This window comes from Rhizobium sp. CFBP 8762, assembly GCF_014841565.1.
In the GTDB taxonomy this organism is placed as follows: domain Bacteria; phylum Pseudomonadota; class Alphaproteobacteria; order Rhizobiales; family Rhizobiaceae; genus CFBP-8762.
Genome location: NZ_JACYUD010000002.1, coordinates 139,702 through 157,681, shown reverse-complemented (window position 1 = coordinate 157,681; position 17,980 = coordinate 139,702). Strand labels below are relative to the sequence as shown.

At 58.1% G+C, this 17,980-nt stretch carries 14 protein-coding genes; 10 read left to right on the top strand and 4 right to left on the bottom strand.

The window, feature by feature from the left end:
* The first annotated feature begins 18 nt into the window (after positions 1 to 18).
* The 4 genes from IFT84_RS05930 to IFT84_RS05915 all read left to right on the top strand — a co-directional run bounded on the left by IFT84_RS05930 (position 19) and on the right by IFT84_RS05915 (position 5,982).
* Positions 19 to 675 (top strand): ABC transporter ATP-binding protein, encoded by a 657-nt coding sequence (locus tag IFT84_RS05930; protein WP_192117752.1) that lies wholly within the window; start codon positions 19 to 21, stop codon positions 673 to 675.
* Complete coding sequence (locus IFT84_RS05925; RefSeq protein WP_192118294.1) at positions 675 to 3,083, top strand: FtsX-like permease family protein; 2,409 nt, start codon at positions 675 to 677, stop codon at positions 3,081 to 3,083. The genes IFT84_RS05930 and IFT84_RS05925 overlap by 1 nt, the downstream gene beginning before the upstream one ends.
* Positions 3,073 to 4,140 carry a lipocalin-like domain-containing protein gene (locus IFT84_RS05920; RefSeq protein WP_192117751.1) on the top strand — a complete coding sequence of 356 codons (1,068 nt, stop codon included), beginning with the start codon at positions 3,073 to 3,075 and terminating at the stop codon, positions 4,138 to 4,140. Before IFT84_RS05925 ends, IFT84_RS05920 begins: the two co-directional genes overlap by 11 nt.
* A 219-nt stretch (positions 4,141 to 4,359) precedes the next feature.
* The gene (locus IFT84_RS05915) at positions 4,360 to 5,982 is read left to right on the top strand and encodes an ABC-F family ATP-binding cassette domain-containing protein (RefSeq protein WP_192117750.1); all 1,623 of its coding nucleotides are present in this window, start codon (positions 4,360 to 4,362) and stop codon (positions 5,980 to 5,982) included.
* Positions 5,983 to 5,992: 10 nt separating this feature from the next.
* Here the strand turns inward: IFT84_RS05915 and IFT84_RS05910 are convergent, their stop codons facing one another.
* Together IFT84_RS05910 and IFT84_RS05905 are read right to left on the bottom strand one after the other, a co-directional pair.
* Entirely contained in the window at positions 5,993 to 7,024 is a 1,032-nt protein-coding gene (locus tag IFT84_RS05910; RefSeq protein WP_192117749.1) for an NADP-dependent oxidoreductase, read from the bottom strand.
* Between the two features lie 144 nt (positions 7,025 to 7,168).
* On the bottom strand, positions 7,169 to 8,245 hold the full coding sequence (locus IFT84_RS05905; RefSeq protein WP_192117748.1) for a LacI family DNA-binding transcriptional regulator: 1,077 nt from the start codon (positions 8,243 to 8,245) through the stop codon (positions 7,169 to 7,171).
* Positions 8,246 to 8,468: 223 nt separating this feature from the next.
* Here IFT84_RS05905 and IFT84_RS05900 point away from each other — a divergent pair, with 223 nt between their 5' ends.
* From IFT84_RS05900 to IFT84_RS05885, 4 genes are all read left to right on the top strand, one after another.
* Positions 8,469 to 9,287 carry an ABC transporter substrate-binding protein gene (locus tag IFT84_RS05900; RefSeq protein ID WP_244651112.1) on the top strand — a complete coding sequence of 273 codons (819 nt, stop codon included), beginning with the start codon at positions 8,469 to 8,471 and terminating at the stop codon, positions 9,285 to 9,287.
* A 182-nt stretch (positions 9,288 to 9,469) separates the two neighbouring features.
* A complete protein-coding gene (locus tag IFT84_RS05895; protein ID WP_192117746.1) occupies positions 9,470 to 10,996 on the top strand; it encodes an amino acid ABC transporter permease/ATP-binding protein in 1,527 nt (508 codons plus the stop codon).
* Between the two features lie 17 nt (positions 10,997 to 11,013).
* Complete coding sequence (locus IFT84_RS05890) at positions 11,014 to 12,048, top strand: Gfo/Idh/MocA family oxidoreductase (protein WP_192117745.1); 1,035 nt, start codon at positions 11,014 to 11,016, stop codon at positions 12,046 to 12,048.
* 10 nt (positions 12,049 to 12,058) lie between these two features.
* Complete coding sequence (locus tag IFT84_RS05885; RefSeq protein ID WP_192117744.1) at positions 12,059 to 13,192, top strand: NAD(P)/FAD-dependent oxidoreductase; 1,134 nt, start codon at positions 12,059 to 12,061, stop codon at positions 13,190 to 13,192.
* 51 nt (positions 13,193 to 13,243) lie between these two features.
* Here the strand turns inward: IFT84_RS05885 and IFT84_RS05880 are convergent, their stop codons facing one another.
* Both IFT84_RS05880 and IFT84_RS05875 read right to left on the bottom strand, forming a co-directional pair.
* Positions 13,244 to 14,983, bottom strand: a complete 1,740-nt coding sequence (locus IFT84_RS05880) for an L-aspartate oxidase (protein ID WP_192117743.1) — start codon at positions 14,981 to 14,983, stop codon at positions 13,244 to 13,246.
* 144 nt (positions 14,984 to 15,127) lie between these two features.
* Positions 15,128 to 16,036 carry a manganese catalase family protein gene (locus IFT84_RS05875; RefSeq protein WP_192117742.1) on the bottom strand — a complete coding sequence of 303 codons (909 nt, stop codon included), beginning with the start codon at positions 16,034 to 16,036 and terminating at the stop codon, positions 15,128 to 15,130.
* 116 nt (positions 16,037 to 16,152) lie between these two features.
* Between IFT84_RS05875 and IFT84_RS05870 the strand changes: the two genes are divergently transcribed.
* Positions 16,153 to 17,055 carry a LysR substrate-binding domain-containing protein gene (locus IFT84_RS05870; RefSeq protein ID WP_192117741.1) on the top strand — a complete coding sequence of 301 codons (903 nt, stop codon included), beginning with the start codon at positions 16,153 to 16,155 and terminating at the stop codon, positions 17,053 to 17,055.
* A gap of 146 nt (positions 17,056 to 17,201) precedes the next feature.
* Entirely contained in the window at positions 17,202 to 17,978 is a 777-nt protein-coding gene (locus IFT84_RS05865) for an L-threonylcarbamoyladenylate synthase (RefSeq protein ID WP_192117740.1), read from the top strand.
* Positions 17,979 to 17,980: the final 2 nt, after the last annotated feature.

Here is a 17,980-nt window from a genome sequence, read left to right as displayed (position 1 = left end):
CTTATTTCAGGATACAACATGCTGCTTGCCCTTCACGGAGTTTCTAAATCCTACGAGACCGCCGAAGGTCCGCTTGCCGTGTTGCAGGACATTGATCTGGACCTGAAAGCAGGGGAAAGCCTGTCATTGACCGGTGAATCCGGCAGCGGCAAAAGCACACTGCTTCATCTCATCGCCGGGCTGGATAGCCCCGATCTCGGTCAGATCCGGGTGCTGGATATGGACATGGCGACGCTGGACGATTCAGGGCGCGCTGCAATGCGTCGTGGTGGGGTAGGACTGGTATTTCAACAGTTTAATCTCATTCCTTCACTTGATGTTTCAGCCAACCTCGCGTTTCACGCGAAGTTGGCCGGGCGTCATGATCCAGCGTGGCAAGCGTCATTGACCGAACGGCTGGGGTTGACGAGTTTGCTCCATCGCTATCCCGAACAGTTATCGGGAGGCCAGCAGCAGCGGGTCGCCATCGGGCGCACGTTGGCAGCGCGTCCAAAGTTGGTTTTGGCCGATGAGCCGACCGGGAACCTTGATGAAGCAACCGGGGATTCCGTTCTGGCGCTGATGTTGTCACTGGTGGCGGAAACGGGCGCGGGCCTGTTGATGGTCACACACTCCATTCGTCTGGCAGACCAGTTGGACCGACGCATCCATCTGCGTGGCGGGCGAATTGCATGATGTGGCGCGCTGGCCTTCAAGCCCTTCTTTCCCACTGGAAACGATCACCGCTGCAACTTGCAATGCTGCTTCTCGGCCTTTCGCTGGCCACGGCCCTGTGGTCCGGTGTTCAGGCGGTCAACGCGCAGGCAAGGGCGAGTTACGACCGTGCTGCCGCAACGCTAGGGCGCGACAGGCTGGACCAGTTGGTTGCCGCCGATGGTAACGTTTTTTCACAAGAGGTGTTTGTGGATTTGCGCCGCGCCGGGTGGCTGGTCTCTCCCGTGCTTGAGGGCGATGCGCGCTTCGGCACAACCCGCATTCATTTGATCGGCATAGACCCGCTGACATTGCCTGCGGAGGCGCAGCAGGTTGAGCTGAGTTCCAATGACGACCTGATTTCGTTTATGACGCCGCCGGGTGTCATGATCGTATCGGAAGCAACCGCCGCCCGGTTGAGTGGCCTGGACACGCCGCCGCTGCGCATTTCAAAAGATGTGCCAGCCGACACGGCCATTGTTGATATCTCGGCCGCGCAACGTCTGCTTGGCAAACCGGAGCAGGTCAGCCGTCTGATCGTTGCTCCAGAACAGCCGCTTAGCCAGACACCGCTGGCGGACGTTGCCGGGACCTTGGTGCGCAAAGCGCCGGATGGTGAAGGTGATCTTGCCCGGCTGACCGACAGTTTCCACCTCAACCTGACGGCTTTCGGCATGCTGGCCTTCGTCGTCGGGCTGTTCATTGTTTACTCCGCTATCGGTCTTGCGTTCGAGCAACGCCGACCGGTGTTTCGCACCTTGCGGTCTCTAGGGTTTTCGGCGAAAGCATTGACAGGTCTGTTGCTGGCCGAATTGCTCTTTTTCGCGCTGGTTGCCGGTGTTGCAGGCGTGGTGCTTGGCTACGGCATCGCTTCTCTGCTGCTGCCCGATGTCGCGGCAACCTTGCGTGGCCTTTATGGAGCAGATGTGCCGGGGGTCCTGTCGCTTCGTCCCTCATGGTGGGCGGCGGGCGTTGGCATTGCCGTGGGCGGAACGCTGGTGTCGGCGGCGCAAAGCCTTTGGCGGGTGTGGCATATGCCACTGTTGGCCCCCGCACAGCCACGCGCATGGGCGCGCGCGTCAGAATCTGCCTTGCGGATACAGGCCTTAGCGGCTTTGGGCCTGTTTGGCTTGACCGCCGCGCTTGCCCATTGGGGCTCCGGTCTTGTGGTTGGTTTCAGCGTACTGGCTGCCATGCTGATGGGGGCAGCGCTTGCGCTGCCCGTATTGCTGGCGATCCTCCTGTCGCTGATGCAGAAGCAGGCACGTGGCCCGCTCAGCTTCTGGTTCTGGGCTGATAGCCGCCAGCAGCTTCCCGGCCTGTCCTTGTCTCTCATGGCGCTGCTGCTGGCACTGGCTGCTAATGTGGGTGTCGGAACAATGGTTTCCAGCTTTCGCTTAACCTTCACCGGGTGGCTGGACCAACGGTTGGCAGCGGAACTTTACATAACCGCGCGCACGGAAGACGAGGCGGCGCGCTTGCGCACATGGCTCAATCCGCGTGTGGAGGCCGTGCTGCCGATCTGGAACACCGAAGGAGACGTGCGTGGCCAGCCTGCTCAGATTTACGGTGTGGCAAACCACGCAACCTATCGAAACAATTGGCCTTTGTTGCAATCGGTGCCTGATGTGTGGGATCGCGTTGCCAGCGGCAACAGCGCTATCATCAACGAGCAACTCTACCGCCGTGATGGGTTGAAGTTAGGCGATACGTTGACCCTGCCGGGCGGCTGGCAAACACAGATCGCCGGAATTTACTCTGACTACGGAAACCCGCTGGCACAGGTCATGGTGGGTGTCGATGCCCTCAGTCAGCATTATCCCGAAGTGTCGCGGCTGCGCTACGGCGTTCGCCTCAATCCGGCAAAGGTTCCTGCACTCCGGGAGGACTTGGGGCGTGACTTTGATCTGCCACCCCAGAATATGGTGGACCAGGCGGCCATCAAGCAGACATCGCTCGATATTTTCGAGAAGACATTCGCCGTCACCGCCGTATTGAATGTGCTGACCTTGGGCGTGGCGGGTGTCGCGATGTTTGCGAGCCTCATGACCCTCTCTGGAATGCGGCTACCGCAGGTCGCACCGCTCTGGGCGATGGGGCTGACGCGGCGATCTCTCGTGTGGCTGGAACTGGCGCGCACGATGGTTCTGGCAGTTCTCACCATGGTCGCGGCACTGCCAGTCGGTATCGGACTGGCATGGGTTCTGCTGGCAATTGTCAATGTCGAAGCGTTCGGATGGCGGTTGCCCATGCACCTGTTTCCAGCGGACTGGGCGCGGCTCGGGGGGCTGTCTGTGCTTGCCGCCTTGTTTGCGGCGCTGATACCGCTGCGTCGCCTCGCGCGTCTTGCGCCGACGGATTTGTTGAAGGTTTTTGCCAATGAACGTTAGGCGTATTCTCTTAAGCCTAGTCCTGATGCTGTATGCCCCTGTGGCCATGGCGCAGGGCTTTGCCGGTCTTGGCACGGCAGCGGAAGGATTTGCCGTACCTAAACCCGGAACGGTCTTCCAGTTCCCCGCCGACCATGGCGCGCACCCTGATTATCGCATCGAGTGGTGGTATCTCACCGCCAACCTGACCGGCAGCGATGGCAAACCCTATGGTGTGCAGTGGACCCTGTTCCGCTCGGCGTTAAAGCCGGGGGAGACAGATCCGCAGATCTGGATGGGGCACGCAGCACTGACGGCACAAGTCCAGCATTTTGTAGCAGAGCGTCTCGCCCGTGGCGGAATCGGCCAAGCGGGGGTGAGTACTGGGGTCAAGACACAACCGTTTTTAGCCTGGATTGATGACTGGGCCATGACATCGACCGTAACCGATAATACGGCGGATACCCTCTCCAAGCTTTCGCTGTCGGCCTCGGGCAAGGACTTTCGCTATGATTTGAAGCTGGACGCGAAGGGGCCAATCGTGCTGCAAGGGCAGGGCGGTTACTCCGTGAAATCAGCGGCGGGGCAAGCCAGCAATTATTACTCTCAACCCTTCTATACCGTTGAGGGAACGCTGACGCTTCCACAAGGTCCGGTGTCCGTGACAGGGCAGGCGTGGCTGGATCGGGAATGGTCTTCGCAGCCGCTGGCTGAAAATCAAACCGGCTGGGACTGGTTTTCCCTGCATATGGACAGCGGTGAAAAGCTGATGGGCTTTCGCCTGCGCGATGGTGGCGAAGGCTATACATCGGCAACGTGGATTGCCGCCGATGGCACACCGACCCCTCTGCCACCGGGCGCGCTTAAGGTCACCCCGCTCAACACTGCCAAGGTTGGTGAGCGTACAATTCCGGTAGAGTGGCGCGTCGATGTCCCCTCACGCAATTTCAGCATCACGACCAAGGCGCTCAATACCCAATCATGGATGGCGACCAGCTTTCCCTATTGGGAGGGGCCAATCAACTTCACTGGGTCGCACTCTGGTCGCGGCTATCTGGAAATGACAGGGTATCGCTAGAGCATTTCCAGCGAACACATGTTCGTCGGAAATGCTCTAACCTCTTGTTTCGACGCATTGTCCGGGCGTGAAAGCGATCCCGCTTTCACTTGAAATGCTCTAGGCACACTCCGACCGGAGTGAAACGAGGAGCGACAAGACGTGTACTTTGATCCAAATTTCATCACATAAACTGTCTTTCCATGCCATAAGGGCGCCGCAACATTCCGGGCCCGAAATATGATTCGTATTGAAAATATCAGCAAGCAATTAAGCCACCGCATTCTCTTCATCGAAGCTTCCGCAGCTCTCAACAGGGGCGAGAAGATCGGTCTCGTCGGGCCGAATGGCGCGGGCAAAACCACGGTTTTCCGCATGATCAATGGCGAGGACATGCCGGATGAGGGGCAGGTTTCGGTTGATAAGGGCGTTACCGTCGGGTACTTCAATCAGGATGTGGGGGAAATGGCTGGCCGCAGCGCGGTTGCCGAGGTCATGGATGGGGCGGGGCCGGTCAGTGTCGTTGCTGCGGAGTTGCGCGACCTTGAAGCCGCGATGGCCGACCCCGATCAAATGGACACTATGGACCAGATCATCGAGCGCTACGGCGAGGTGCAGGCCCGATACGAGGAACTTGATGGCTACGCGCTCGATGGCCGCGCCCGCGAAGTGCTGGCTGGCCTGAACTTCACGCCGGAGATGATGGACGGAGACGTTGGCGGTCTTTCCGGCGGGTGGAAGATGCGCGTGGCTCTCGCCCGCATTTTGCTGATGCGCCCTGATGTGATGTTGCTGGACGAGCCAAGCAACCATCTGGATCTGGAAAGCCTGATCTGGCTGGAAGAGTTTCTGAAAGGCTATGACGGCGCGCTTTTGATGACCTCTCATGACCGCGAATTCATGAACCGCATCGTCAACAAGATTATCGAGATTGATGCCGGTACGCTCACGACATTTTCGGGAGACTATGGATTCTACGAGCAGCAGCGCGCGCAGAACGAAAAACAGCAACTTGCCCAGTTCGAGCGTCAGCAGGCTATGCTGGCGAAGGAAATTAAATTCATCGAACGCTTCAAGGCACGGGCGTCTCACGCCTCGCAAGTGCAAAGCCGCGTGAAAAAGCTGGAAAAGATTGACCGGGTGGAGCCGCCCAAGCGGCGTCAGGTGGTTGCGTTCGAGTTCCAGCCCGCTCCACGGTCCGGTGAGGATGTGATCAGCCTCAAGGGCGTCCACAAGACATACGGCAGCCGGGTTATTTATGAGAATTTCGACTTTATGGTCCGGCGGCGGGAGCGCTGGTGCATTATGGGCGTCAACGGCGCTGGCAAATCAACGCTTCTCAAGCTGGTGAGCGGAACAGCCGACCCGGACTCCGGTAGCGTGGCGCTCGGTGCCAGTGTGAAAATGGGCTACTTTGCGCAGCACGCCATGGATATGCTGGATGGGGAACGAACCGTTTTTCAGACCCTTGAGGACAATTTTCCGCAAGCCGGTCAAGGCTCCCTCAGGGCACTGGCGGGCTGTTTCGGCTTTTCCGGTGATGATGTGGAAAAGCGCTGCCGGGTGCTATCGGGCGGGGAAAAAGCGCGGCTGGTCATGGCCATCATGCTGTTTGATCCACCAAACCTGCTGGTGCTGGACGAGCCGACCAACCACCTTGATCTTGACACCAAGGAAATGTTGATTCAGGCCTTGTCTCAGTACGAGGGCACGATGCTGTTCGTCTCGCATGATCGGCATTTTCTGGCAGCACTCTCCAATCGCGTGCTGGAGTTGACCCCCGAAGGGGTCCACCAATATGGCGGGGGGTATACCGAATACGTTGCGCGTACCGGTCAGGAAGCGCCGGGTTTACGAAGCTGAGGACAACGCCTCAATCTTCGGCAATGCGAACGATCAGTTTGCCGAAGTTGCGGCCTTCCAGCAGGCCTATGAACGCTTGTGGTGCGGCCTCAATGCCCTCAACGATATCCTCGCGGTAGCGCAAGCGTCCCTCGGCAATCCACTGCGCGGCTTCCCGATAAAACGCTGGAGCCTGATCAACAAATTCGCGCTGAATGAAGCCGCGAATCTGCAGACTGCGCGTGAGAACTTCGCGCATAAAGTTCGGCAACCGGTCCGGACCACTGCCGCCTGCTGTGGCGTTATACTGCGCAATTAATCCGCAGACTGGCACGCGGGCATAGGTGTTCAAAAGCGGAAACACCGCATCCCAGACCTTGCCGCCAACGTTCTCGAAATAGACATCGATACCGTTGGGGCAGGCTTGCTTCAGCTTCGCCGTAAAGTCTGGGTCGCGATGATCGACAACAGCGTCGAAGCCCAGTTCATCGCGCACGAAGGAACATTTCTCAGGACCACCGGCAATGCCCACCGCGCGCGCACCTTTGATCTTGGCAATTTGCCCCACAGCCGAGCCAACAGCGCCGCTCGCTGCTGCAACCACGACAGTTTCTCCCGCTTTCGGCTGGCCTATGGTCAGCAGACCGGCGTAGGCCGTGAAGCCCGGCATACCGAGCACACCCAACGCGGTGGAAAGCAGTGCGGCGGACGGGTCCAGCTTTCTCAATCCAGAGCCATCCGAGACTGCGTAACTTTGCCAACCGGAATGGGACAACACAAAGTCCCCCTCATGAAAATCAGGGTGTCGCGACTGAACGATGCGCGCGACCGTACCCCCTTCCATCACTGCGCCGATCTCGGTTGGCGCAGCATAGGATTTCGCGTCGCTCATACGGCCACGCATATAGGGGTCGAGTGACAGGAACAGGATTTTCAGCAAAACCTGCCCGTCGGCCAGTTCAGGGACAGATACGTTTTCCAGCCGGAAGTTTTCTGCCGTCGGTGCGCCGCTGGGTCTTGATGCCAGAACAATGCGTGTGTTGGTGAACGTTTGCTGTGTCATGATCCCTCTTATCGTCAAAATGCAAACTACCGCCGATGCCTAAATTGAAAGCGTTAGCGCGACTTTGTGCGTCCAAATGGACGCACGGCGCTCTAATGGGGATGTCGTGCAGATGAAGCGAGCGTCAAGGTGCGCGACGCCATTTCATTTGGCAGTCGTAGGCGGCGCGATCGAACCGCGTTCGATGATATGGGTTGGCAGTATCACGCGTTCTGGCGGATGAGCATGGCCTTTCAAGCGCCGGATCAACAGCTCCGCGACGGCTTTTCCGAGATTGTAGACCGGCTGATCAATAACGGTAATGGGTGGGCTCGTAACACTCGTCCAGTCGGCATTGTGAAATGTAATCAGCGAGATGTCACCGGGAACTGACAATCCGGTTTCGCGTATGGCCTTGAAGGTTTCCAGCGCAATCACGCTGTCGGATGCGAGAATTGCCGTCGGGCGTTGAGGCTGGCGCAGCGATTCGCTGACAATCGCCCGAGTCTCGGGCTGGCTTGTCGCGCCCAGCCGAACCAACCTTTCCGGCTTATCGATTCCGGCTTCAGCACATGCTTGCAAAAATCCCTGGATACGATCCCGAACGGACGAGGTGTAGATCTGGTCTATGTTCCGGTAGGCATGCTCGTCCGTATCGACAGCGGTGAGGTAGCACACGTTGGAATGCCCGGCTTTTACCAACAGGCGTGTGGCCATAAACGCCGCCTGCTTGTCGTCAACAGTCACTGTATCTACATCGAGATCGCTCAGAGCACGGTCCAGCAATGCCAACGGGGTGCCGGAGCGAAGAATGTCACGCAAATGGGAAATGTCACGCGACTCCGAAGGCGTCACGATCAGTCCGTCTACGCGTTTGCCGGTCAGGAGACGAAGAGCCGCTTTCTCTGTTTCGATCTGCTCACCGGAATTGGCGAGAATGACGTTGAAACCTTCCGCCTTTGCCGCATCGCTGATACCCCGAACGGCCAAGCTGAAAAACGGGTTTTCAATATCGCCAACGACAACACCGATAATGCCGGATTTCCCGGTGGACATGCTGCGCGCAAGCTCGTTGGGCCGGTAATCAAGACGCTTGGCTGCGGCGAGTACGCCTTCGCGCACCTTTTCGCTCACCACGCCATAGTTTCCAAGCACCCGCGCGGCCGTGGCTTTGGAGACATTGGCCTCCTGTGCCACATCGCTGACGGTCACAGCGCGAATTTTCAGTGCCGGTGTTTTCATGGGCATTCGATTACTGGAGATGTTGACGGATGGTCAATATCGAACTAACAATTATCAAATGAGACCGGTCTCATAATGAAAGAGACCGGTATCTTGATCGCATATCCGAAATGTCGAATGCATTAAAATGCATCGTCGGTTTCGGCAATCTGGCCTGTACAGGACGAGGAAACCTGCGCAAGCCTATAAAATCATAGATTCAGAGTGGAGAAAGAGAATGAGAATGCACATACTCAAACGTCTTCTGCCATCAGCGCGCGCTGCAATTACGGCTTTGGCCCTGGTCGGCAGCCTTAACGCGGCATCCGCCGCCGAAAATCCTTATGGCTTGATTGACGCCAACACCATCAGCGTGGGCACGATGGGTGATGCCAAGCCCTACACATTCACCACGGCGGATGGCCAGTTCACCGGTTTTGATATTGAACTGTTTTTGAACGTTGCGGGCCGCCTTGGCTTCAAGCCGGAACAGGTGATTTTCACCGGTCAGGAATTTTCCGCGCTGATGCCCTCCGTCGCCAATGAGCGGTTCGATGTGGCGGTCGCGGCCATCGGCACCACGGAAGCGCGCAAGCAAACAGTCGATTTTTCCGATGGATACCTCGCCGGTTATCTCTCCGTGGTCACGTCAGACAAGACCATGACGGATGCGGCCGGTTTGAAAGGCAAACGCCTCGGCGTGGTTCAAGGCACCCTGCAGGAAATTTATGCTGAGAAGAACTTCACAGGCACGGATCTGGTGCGTTTTCCCGATAACAATTCCGCAATTTCGGGCTTGAACAACGGCACGGTTGATGCGCATTTTCTGGATTACGAAGCGGCCAAGCAATACAGCGAACGCTATCCGGACCTGAAAATCGCCGTCAATATTCCGTCCTTCGATGCACCGGCAGGCTTCGTTGTGCGCAAGGGCAATGACGCGTTTCGCGAAGCCCTGAACACTGCCCTCCACGCCGCCATGCAGGATGGAACGTGGAAGACCCTGTATGAAAAATGGTTCCCCGGTTCCCCCATGCCGAAGGAATACCTGCCTAAGAGCTGATCCCTCCCGTCCGAAACGCAATAGCCGACGGTAAAAGCGCGTGCGCTTTTACCCGAGGTGCTCCGGGACCAGAGCTTCGAGCGCCCATTCGGGCGCACAAAGGTCGCTCTCATTCTTGAATCGACGCATCAGGCTTACTGAAAATCGATTCCGATTTTCGGGCCAATGCTAAAGGGGACCGAATGAACTGGCTTGAAAACTTACGCCGCAGTTTTCTGGACTGGCAGGCGATGGCTGATGTCTTGCCAAGTATGGTGTTCATCGGTCTGAAAAACACGCTAATCCTCGCCGCAGCATCCACAGTGCTGGGCGTGATCATCGGCATGGCGCTAGCCGTCATGGGTATCTCGCAGTCACGCTGGTTGCGCATACTGGCGCGCATCTACACGGATATTTTTCGCGGTCTGCCCGCCATCGTAACGATCCTGTTGATTGGGCAGGGGTTTGCGCGCATTGGGCGCGAAATTTTCGGTCCTTCGCCCTATCCCCTCGGCATTCTGGCCCTGAGCCTGATTGCGGGTGCCTATATCGGTGAAATCTTCCGGTCGGGTATTCAGAGTGTTGAACGTGGCCAGATGGAGGCATGTCGCGCGCTGAGTATGAGCTATGGGCAAGGCATGCGGCTCATCGTCATTCCTCAGGGCATACGCCGGGTGCTGCCGGCGCTGGTCAATCAGTTCATCGGCAATGTCAAGGATTCCAGCCTTGTCTACTTTCTCGGGCTGCTGGCCTCGGAACGGGAAATCTTTCGCGTGGGGCAGGATCAGGCTGTTGTTACCGGCAACCTTTCGCCGCTGTTGCTGGCGGGCGTCTTTTATCTCGTCATCACCGTACCGCTGACCCATGTGGTCAACTACATTGACGATACGCTGCGTCTTGGCAAACACAAAGACAGCGGTGTGACGAGCGGGTTGGCGGAAGTCAGCGAACTGCATCAGGCCGTGGATGGTGACAAGGTTTCCGAAGCGCAACAACCGACCTTTAAGGGTGGCAGTCTGGATGTACGCAAGCTAAGCATGGCCTATGGCGATCTAAATGTGTTGAAAGAGGTCGACCTAACGGTTCGCGCGGGCTCGGTGACCTGTATCATCGGGCCGTCCGGTTCCGGCAAATCCACGCTGCTGCGATGCCTGAACCGGCTGGTGGAACCCAAAGGTGGAGACGTGCTTCTGGACGGAGAAAGCATTCTGTCCATGAAGCCGGAAAAGCTCCGCCGCCGTGTCGGCATGGTTTTCCAGCATTTCAATCTGTTTCCAGACCATACGGCGCTGCAAAACGTCATGCTGTCGCTCACCAAAATCAAGGGTATTCCCAGAGCCACCGCCGAGCGCATTGCAGAGGCACGGTTGGCGGATGTGGGGCTGGCGGCGCGCAAAAACCATCGCCCCGGCGGGCTTTCAGGCGGGCAGCAGCAGCGCGTGGCCATAGCCCGCGCACTGGCAATGGAACCGGAGGTTATCCTGTTTGACGAAGTTACCAGTGCGCTTGACCCTGAACTGGTCAAGGGCGTGCTCAACCTGATGGCCGATCTCGGCCAGCGGGGCATGACAATGGTGATCGTCACCCACGAAATGGGCTTTGCCCGCAAGGTTGCCGATCAAGTTGTTTTCATGGACGAGGGGCGTGTGATTGAGGCGGGAACGCCGACGGCCATTTTCGACAATCCACAGAGCCCGCGCCTGAAACATTTTCTGGCAGAAGTGCTGTAAGCAGGAGGAGACAGACTGTGACAAAACCCGTTCGATGGGGCGTGCTGAGCTCCGCGGATATCGCAGTGCGCACCGTCATACCAGCCATGAAGCAGGGCGAGATGACGGTGATCGACGCCATCGCCTCGCGCGATGCAAGCCGAGCGCAGGCTTGGGCAACGCAGCTTGGCATCGCCAAGGCCTATGGCAGCTACGAGGCACTGTTGGCCGATCCCGATATTGACGCGATTTACAATCCTTTACCCAACCATCTTCATGTACCGTGGACAATCCGAGCACTGGAAGCAGGCAAGCATGTGCTCTGTGAAAAGCCGCTAGCTTTAACCGCGTCGGAAGCTGAGCAGGTTGCCGAGGCTTCAAAACGCACGGGCTATCTGGTGGCTGAAGCCTTCATGACCCGCCACCATCCGCAGTGGAAGGCCTTGCACGATATGGTCGATAGTGGCCGTATCGGCCCGCTTCGCAGCATTCAGACAATATTTTCTTATTTTCTGGATGACCCGACCAATTTGCGCAACCAGGCCGATATTGGTGGTGGTGGTCTTTATGATGTTGGCTGCTACGCCATCAATGCAGCGCGTTACCTGTTCCATGCCGAGCCGGAGCGGGTCATCGGGCTATTCGATATCGACCCCGTCCTTCGCACCGACAGGATGATGACCGGGCTTGCCGAATTTGCCGATCACCGTCACCTGAGTTTCACCTGCGCCACCCAATTGGTGCCGTGCCAGTCCGTGCAGCTATTGGGAACCAAGGGGCGCATAGCGCTCGATATTCCCTTCAACGCGCCACCGGATGCCCCAACGCGGATCACCATTGATGATGGCCGCGATCTGGCGGGCGGAGGCAGGGACATCATCGAGATGCCCGCCGTCCATCAATTCACATTGCAGGGTGACGTGTTCTCCCGCGCCGTGTTGGGACAGCAGCCGCTGGAATGGCCCATCGCCGATGCAATTGCCAATATGCGCGTTATCGATGCCTTTTTCCGCTCTGCCCGCACAGGGGAGTGGGAAGCGTTAAGTTCTTTTCCATCCACATCCGATCTTTGAAAGTATGTCCATGTCCGCATCATCAAAACCCTCCACAGTCGTTGTCATCGGCGGCGGTATTTTTGGCGTATCCTCCGCCGTGCATCTGGCGCGGCGGGGCGTTACCACCATTCTGATCAATGACGGTCCGGTGGCCAACGGCGCATCCAGCCGGTCGCTGGCGTGGCTCAATTCATCGCGCAAACGCTCCCCGGAGTACCAGCAATTGCGGATGGTTGGCATAGACCGCTATCGCACACTGGCTGCCAAATATCCCGATGCCCCGTGGTTGCGCTTCAACGGTGGCCTGACCTGGGACGCCGACGATGCCAACAACGAAATCGCTGATGTTTTTGCGCATGAGCGGGAACTTGGATACGATGCCCAGCATCTGGCAGCCGATGGAATTGCCGCCGCCACGCCCGGCGTGGATGCCAGCACCGTGCCGGAGCAGGGTGCTATCCTGAACCCCGGCGAGGGATGGGTGAACTTGCCATCCCTCATCGAAACCTTGGTCGCGGAATTTCAGGAACTGGGTGGCAAGCTAGTAACCGACGCGGGCAAGGCAACGGTAACGGTGACCAATGGCCGCGCCAGCGGCGTTACAACCACCAGCGGCGCAACATTTGACGCAGACGCAGTGCTGCTGGCAACCGGCAGCCTTGTGCCAAAAATGGTATCCGATCACGGCCAGCATATTGGCGATGACACGCCGATTGCCCTTCTGGTGCGCACCAAGCCGGTCAAAACGACGCTGAAAGCGGTATTGAACACCCCTCGCGTCGCCATACGCCCCACGCCGGATGGCGCTTTGGCACTCGATTCCGCATGGTCTGAGGAGGAGGTCATCGCCCATGGCGATGGCACCTATGAGATCAAAGAGTCGACATTGCAGGGGCTGTTGGCAGAAGCCTCCAAAGTGCTGGAGGGCAATCCGACTCTTGAAATTGAAAGCTATGGCGTTGGTCCCAAGCCCATTCCGGGTGATGGCGAGCCGGTGTTTGGTGAACTCCAAGCGATCCCCGGTTATTTCGTTGCATTCAGCCATAGCGGCGCAACGCTTGGGCTGATTGCCGGGGAACTGCTCGCAGACGAAATCATCACGGGTAGGCCGCATCCGTTGCTCGCGCGGTTCCGGCCGGAGCGGTTTGCACAGTCCGCCTAGAGCTTTTATCGGACATGGCGGGCCAAAGCGGCCCGCCATGTGTTTACAAACCTATTCCACCAGACGCCCCGCCACGGCCAATTCATCCTTTTCAATCAGTCGTGCAATCTCGTCCGGCGTATCGGGCACGGGCTCCCGCACCACGCCCGTCTTGGGGCTCCAAACCATGTTGACCTTGAGTGCGGGGTCCTGATCGGGATAATCGGAGCGGTTATGGGCACCGCGTGTCTCCCGCCGTTCGATGGCCGATTCCAGCGTTGCGCGCGCGGCAATCAGCGATCCCTTGAGATCGAAAGCATGGGCAAGGTCATCGAAGCCGGAAATATCCGGGTGCACGCCCACTTCCGGCAAGCGCTCCTCAATCTGTGATAACTCCACCAGTCCCTTGCGCAAACCAACCTCGTTGCGCACGACGCCCGCATGTTCCGTCATCAGGTTGCGCACGGCGCGTTGCAGGCTGCGTACACTTTCATAGCCCTTGTTTGCCAGTAGATCATCAATCTCCTGCCGGGCCAGCGAAATGACGCCTCGATCACGGCGCACCCGCTCCAGCCCCCGAATGTAGCGCGCTGTGGCTTCGCCGACGATACGCCCATATACCAGCAGTTCAATCAGGGAGTTTCCACCCAGTCTGTTTGCGCCATGCATGCCAGAAGCCGCTTCGCCAATGGCGTAGAAGCCAGACACGCCGGTGCTGTGCTCCTCCGTATCAACCCAGACGCCACCCATGGAGTAATGCGCCGTTGGCGCAATTTCGATGGGCTCTCGCGTGATATCCAGCCTTTGCAGTTCGATCATCGTTCGGTAGATGCGCGGCAGGCGCTCGAAGATTTTATCACGCGGCAGGTGCGTCAAGTCCAGGATCACGCCGCCTTTCGCTGTGCCACGCCCCTCGGCAATCTCTGTGTAGTTGGCCAGCGCCACCCGGTCTCGCGTGGAAAGCTCCATCCGCTCCGGGTCGTAGCGCTCCATGAACCGTTCGCCGAGACCATTTCGCAGAATGCCGCCTTCGCCACGCGCCGCTTCGGAAACGAGCGTGCCCGCAGCCTCTTCTGGCTCCAGAATGCCCGAGGGGTGGAACTGTACCAGTTCGGCATCGCGAATACGGGCGCCAGCCAAGACAGCCAGACGGAAGGTATCGCCGGTATTCTCATCCCGCCGCGAGGAGGTGTGGCGCCAGATCCTGTTATGGCCGCCAGACGCCAGCACGACAGCATCGGCGCGAATAAGGGTGCGGCGACCCGTCTCTATATCGAAACCGTAAGCCCCGAACACCTGATTATCGACTTCCAGTATACGCGTGATGTAGATGGTATCGATGATGTTGACGTCCAGCGCTTTGGCGCGGCGCAGCAATGTGCGCTGGATCTCCAGCCCCGTATAGTCACCGGCAAAGCATGTGCGGCGGTATTTGTGGGCGCCGAAAAAGCGTTGCGATAGCCGCCCATCGGCCTCACGCGCGAAGGGAAGGCCCCAGTCCGTCAGTTCCTGAATGCCGCGCGCGGCATTCTTCGCCACGGTCATCACCACATGCGGATCGGCCAGAAAATAGGATTCACGGATGGTATCGGCCGCATGCTGCTGCCAGCTGTCTTCCGGGTCCATTGTGCCCAGTGCTGCATTCAGGCCACCGGCGGCCAGTCTGGTGTGGGCGTCGTCCTTGCGCCGCTTGCCAACGGCCAGCACGTCAATACCCTGTTGCTTCAGCTCAATTGCCGTGCGCAACCCTCCGCCACCGGTTCCGATGACCAGAACCGTGGTCGAAAGAACATACTCATCTGTGCCACTCATATCTTTTCCCTCATCTGCGAGCGCTGTTCAACAGGCGCGACAGACGGGGTGCCGATATGGTCTAGGCTCTATACACAGGGCCATTTCACAACCTCTGACGGTGGAGAAACGGCCTTCGTTTGAAGGCCGTTTCCGTTGGCTGGATCAGGTCGCCTTGGCGTAAAGCTTGCGGGCAATCTCCAGAATTTCTTCCGGGTGGTAATCGGGAATGAAGGCACTGGCCACACCTTCAGCCTCGTATTGCGGGCCACCGGTCGGTGGACCATCGATGATTTCCAGCGGGCCGGACCCATCAAGCGCTTCGCCTTGCCAGATATCGCCAATTTCGCGATAGTCGTCCGGGCTGAAGCGGTACAGGCGGCGATGCATGCCCTCGGCCAGAAACGGCTGGCTTTCCGGGATTTCCACGCCCTCGATATTGGGGATCGGGAGCATCTTTTTCATGTCCACGCCGGTCAGCTTTTCCAGCGCCAAAGCGTAGGCATGCGCATGGACGCCGCCACGAGTGAAGAGGTAGCCGAGCATATGGCGGGCTGCGGGGTTTTTCGTCATTTCGTACACGCGCAGTTTCACGGTGCGTGCGCCGTTTTCCAAAAAGAAATTATGCAGGAGATCGAGAACCAGATTGCCGGAATTGAAAATGTAATCACCGCGCCACGGCTGGCCCATGGCATTGGTTGCCATGACACCGTGCGGTCCGTTGATATGGAAATTCGGCCCGGCACCCGCCGCGCCGCCAAACAAATCCTTAAAGATCGCATCGCCCTTCGACACATCACCCTTTGGCTCCGCCCCGTGCAACAACCCGTTGACGGCGGCACCCACCAGTTCGATATGGCCCAGTTCTTCGGTCGCGATGTTTGCAATCAAAGCATAAAAAGGCCTCAGCTTTTCGCGCTGCCGAAAATTGAAGCTCTGGTACATATAGGTGTTGAGCGTCGTCATCTCCCCGAAGCGACCGCCCATCAACTCATTGACCGCCGCGGCTGCGGACGGGTCCGGCTCCTTCGGCAGGGGCATTTCTACCTGCAGCTTGTCGATCCGTAGAAACATCAAGACTCTCCTGTTTCAGCTTGTTGCGATGGAAAAAACTTGATAGTTTCTCTCCAGAAAGTAAAAGACACTGATATTATTGGACGAATAGGTTTTTCCTATTATCGGAGGTTCATATGGGGTTGCAGTTTTCCGGCCTTTCCCTTCGTGATCTCGAATATCTGGTCGCCGTAGGCGAGCATCTCCATTTCGGCAAGGCGGCCGAGCAGTGCGGGGTGTCGCAGCCCGCTTTATCGGCACAGATTAAAAAGCTGGAAGCGGCGGTTGGCGTCACCGTATTCGAGCGCTCGCCCCGCCGCGTGCTGGTGACGTCCAAGGGCCAGGAAATACTGGAGCGAACCCGCGTTGTGCTGAGGGAGGCAAGCGCGCTGATGAATGCCGGGCGCAGCGATCAGCCTCTCTCGGGCGCTTTTCGGCTGGGCGCACTGCCAACGATTGGCCCCTACCTGCTGCCGCGTCTCATCCATCCCTTGCGCGCATGCTTTCCTGAACTTCGGCTGGTGATCTCCGAGGATCACTCCGACCGCCTTCTGACCGGGTTACGGGAGGGAGAACTTGACGTCATTGTCTTGTGCCAGCCAGAGCGAGATGGAACGCTCGTGACCGAAAGTCTGTTTTTTGAGCCCTTCGCGCTCATGCATCCTTCAAACTGGCACCCGCTCTGGCCACCGGATGACGCGTCCATGCCGCTGCTGCTGCTGGAGGAAGGCAACTGCCTGCATGATCAGGTCCGAGGTCAATGCGAGCCTTACCCATTCTTACCCTATGCGGCACGTAAGGCGAGCAGCCTGGAAATGCTGCGTCAAATGATTGCTGCGGGTGAGGGAATCTCACTCGTTCCAGCGCTCGCGGCTGCCGCGCTTAGCCGCAATGACGGGCTGACTGGAACTATGGCTCTGCCAGATGGACAGTACGGGCGAGAAATTGTGTTGTGTTACCGCAGCTCCGACCCGCGCACGCAACATATGTCGGCAATCGTATCGCTGATGCGCGACCGGGTCGGAAACTATGGCCTTTAGCAGCATTCGGCTTTTCCCGGGAGAGGCAGGGCCCGTGCTCTGCCTTACGCTTACTGCTGCGGCTCTCTGTCGGCGGTGACATGGCTGCGCAGGTCGTCCGCCTGCGAGGTGCATTGTCGTACGCTGAAAACGGGAAAGGGACAGTTATGAACGACAAAAAGATTGCTTGGAATGGTGGCGTGCAGCCGGAAGCTATCGACATCTTGACGGCGGACGGCGGCATGATCGTCAGCCCCACTAAGGTTGGCTATATCATCATGACGTCTGATGCGGCGGGTTTGCAGCGGAAGTTTTCGGCCAAACAACGCAACCTGAACAAGCCCGGCGTTGTGCTGTGCGGCTCTATGGAGCAATTGCGCGCGCTTGCCGATATGAACCCTGAAATTGACGCCTTTTATCAGCGGCATTGGGACGAGGATATTCTGCTCGGCTGCATTCTGCCGTGGAAACCGGATGCCTTGCGCACCATTCCAGATGGCGCAAAGGCGATGATGACCGATACACGCCAGACCACATGCTTTGTCATCCGGTTTGGCACACCATCGGAAATGATCGCGCGTGAGCTTTGGGAACAGCATGGCAAACTGGTATTCGCCAGTTCGGCCAATCCATCTGGCCGGGGCAATCGCGGTCTCGTCGAGGGTATTGGTGAGCGCATCCACGATGAAGCCGATCTTGTCATCGCCGCAAACGACTATGTCCGCTCCATTCAGCCGGAAGGCGAAACCCGCACCCGCTATGAGCAAGGCGTTATGGTGTCCATGGTGGACGGTGACGGCAAGCTCGTTGCATTGCAAAACGGAGAACGGTCAATCTCACCAGCGCCAACGGTCATTCGCAAGGGACTGGATATCGACCGTATCATGTCTTTGCTGGGTGATGCCTTCCCAAGCTGGAACTACCGTCACGGCGAGTATTACTGACC

Coding starts and splice junctions, on each gene's coding strand:
- IFT84_RS05925 (WP_192118294.1), top strand. CDS start 675: ATGTGGCGCGCTGGCCTTCAAGCCCTTCTTTCCCACTGGAAACGATCA.
- IFT84_RS05875 (WP_192117742.1), bottom strand. CDS start 16,036: ATGTTTCTACGGATCGACAAGCTGCAGGTAGAAATGCCCCTGCCGAAG.
- IFT84_RS05865 (WP_192117740.1), top strand. CDS start 17,202: ATGAACGACAAAAAGATTGCTTGGAATGGTGGCGTGCAGCCGGAAGCT.
- IFT84_RS05870 (WP_192117741.1), top strand. CDS start 16,153: ATGGGGTTGCAGTTTTCCGGCCTTTCCCTTCGTGATCTCGAATATCTG.
- IFT84_RS05880 (WP_192117743.1), bottom strand. CDS start 14,983: ATGAGTGGCACAGATGAGTATGTTCTTTCGACCACGGTTCTGGTCATC.
- IFT84_RS05920 (WP_192117751.1), top strand. CDS start 3,073: ATGAACGTTAGGCGTATTCTCTTAAGCCTAGTCCTGATGCTGTATGCC.
- IFT84_RS05900 (WP_244651112.1), top strand. CDS start 8,469: ATGCACATACTCAAACGTCTTCTGCCATCAGCGCGCGCTGCAATTACG.
- IFT84_RS05885 (WP_192117744.1), top strand. CDS start 12,059: ATGTCCGCATCATCAAAACCCTCCACAGTCGTTGTCATCGGCGGCGGT.
- IFT84_RS05895 (WP_192117746.1), top strand. CDS start 9,470: ATGAACTGGCTTGAAAACTTACGCCGCAGTTTTCTGGACTGGCAGGCG.
- IFT84_RS05915 (WP_192117750.1), top strand. CDS start 4,360: ATGATTCGTATTGAAAATATCAGCAAGCAATTAAGCCACCGCATTCTC.
- IFT84_RS05930 (WP_192117752.1), top strand. CDS start 19: ATGCTGCTTGCCCTTCACGGAGTTTCTAAATCCTACGAGACCGCCGAA.
- IFT84_RS05905 (WP_192117748.1), bottom strand. CDS start 8,245: ATGAAAACACCGGCACTGAAAATTCGCGCTGTGACCGTCAGCGATGTG.
- IFT84_RS05910 (WP_192117749.1), bottom strand. CDS start 7,024: ATGACACAGCAAACGTTCACCAACACACGCATTGTTCTGGCATCAAGA.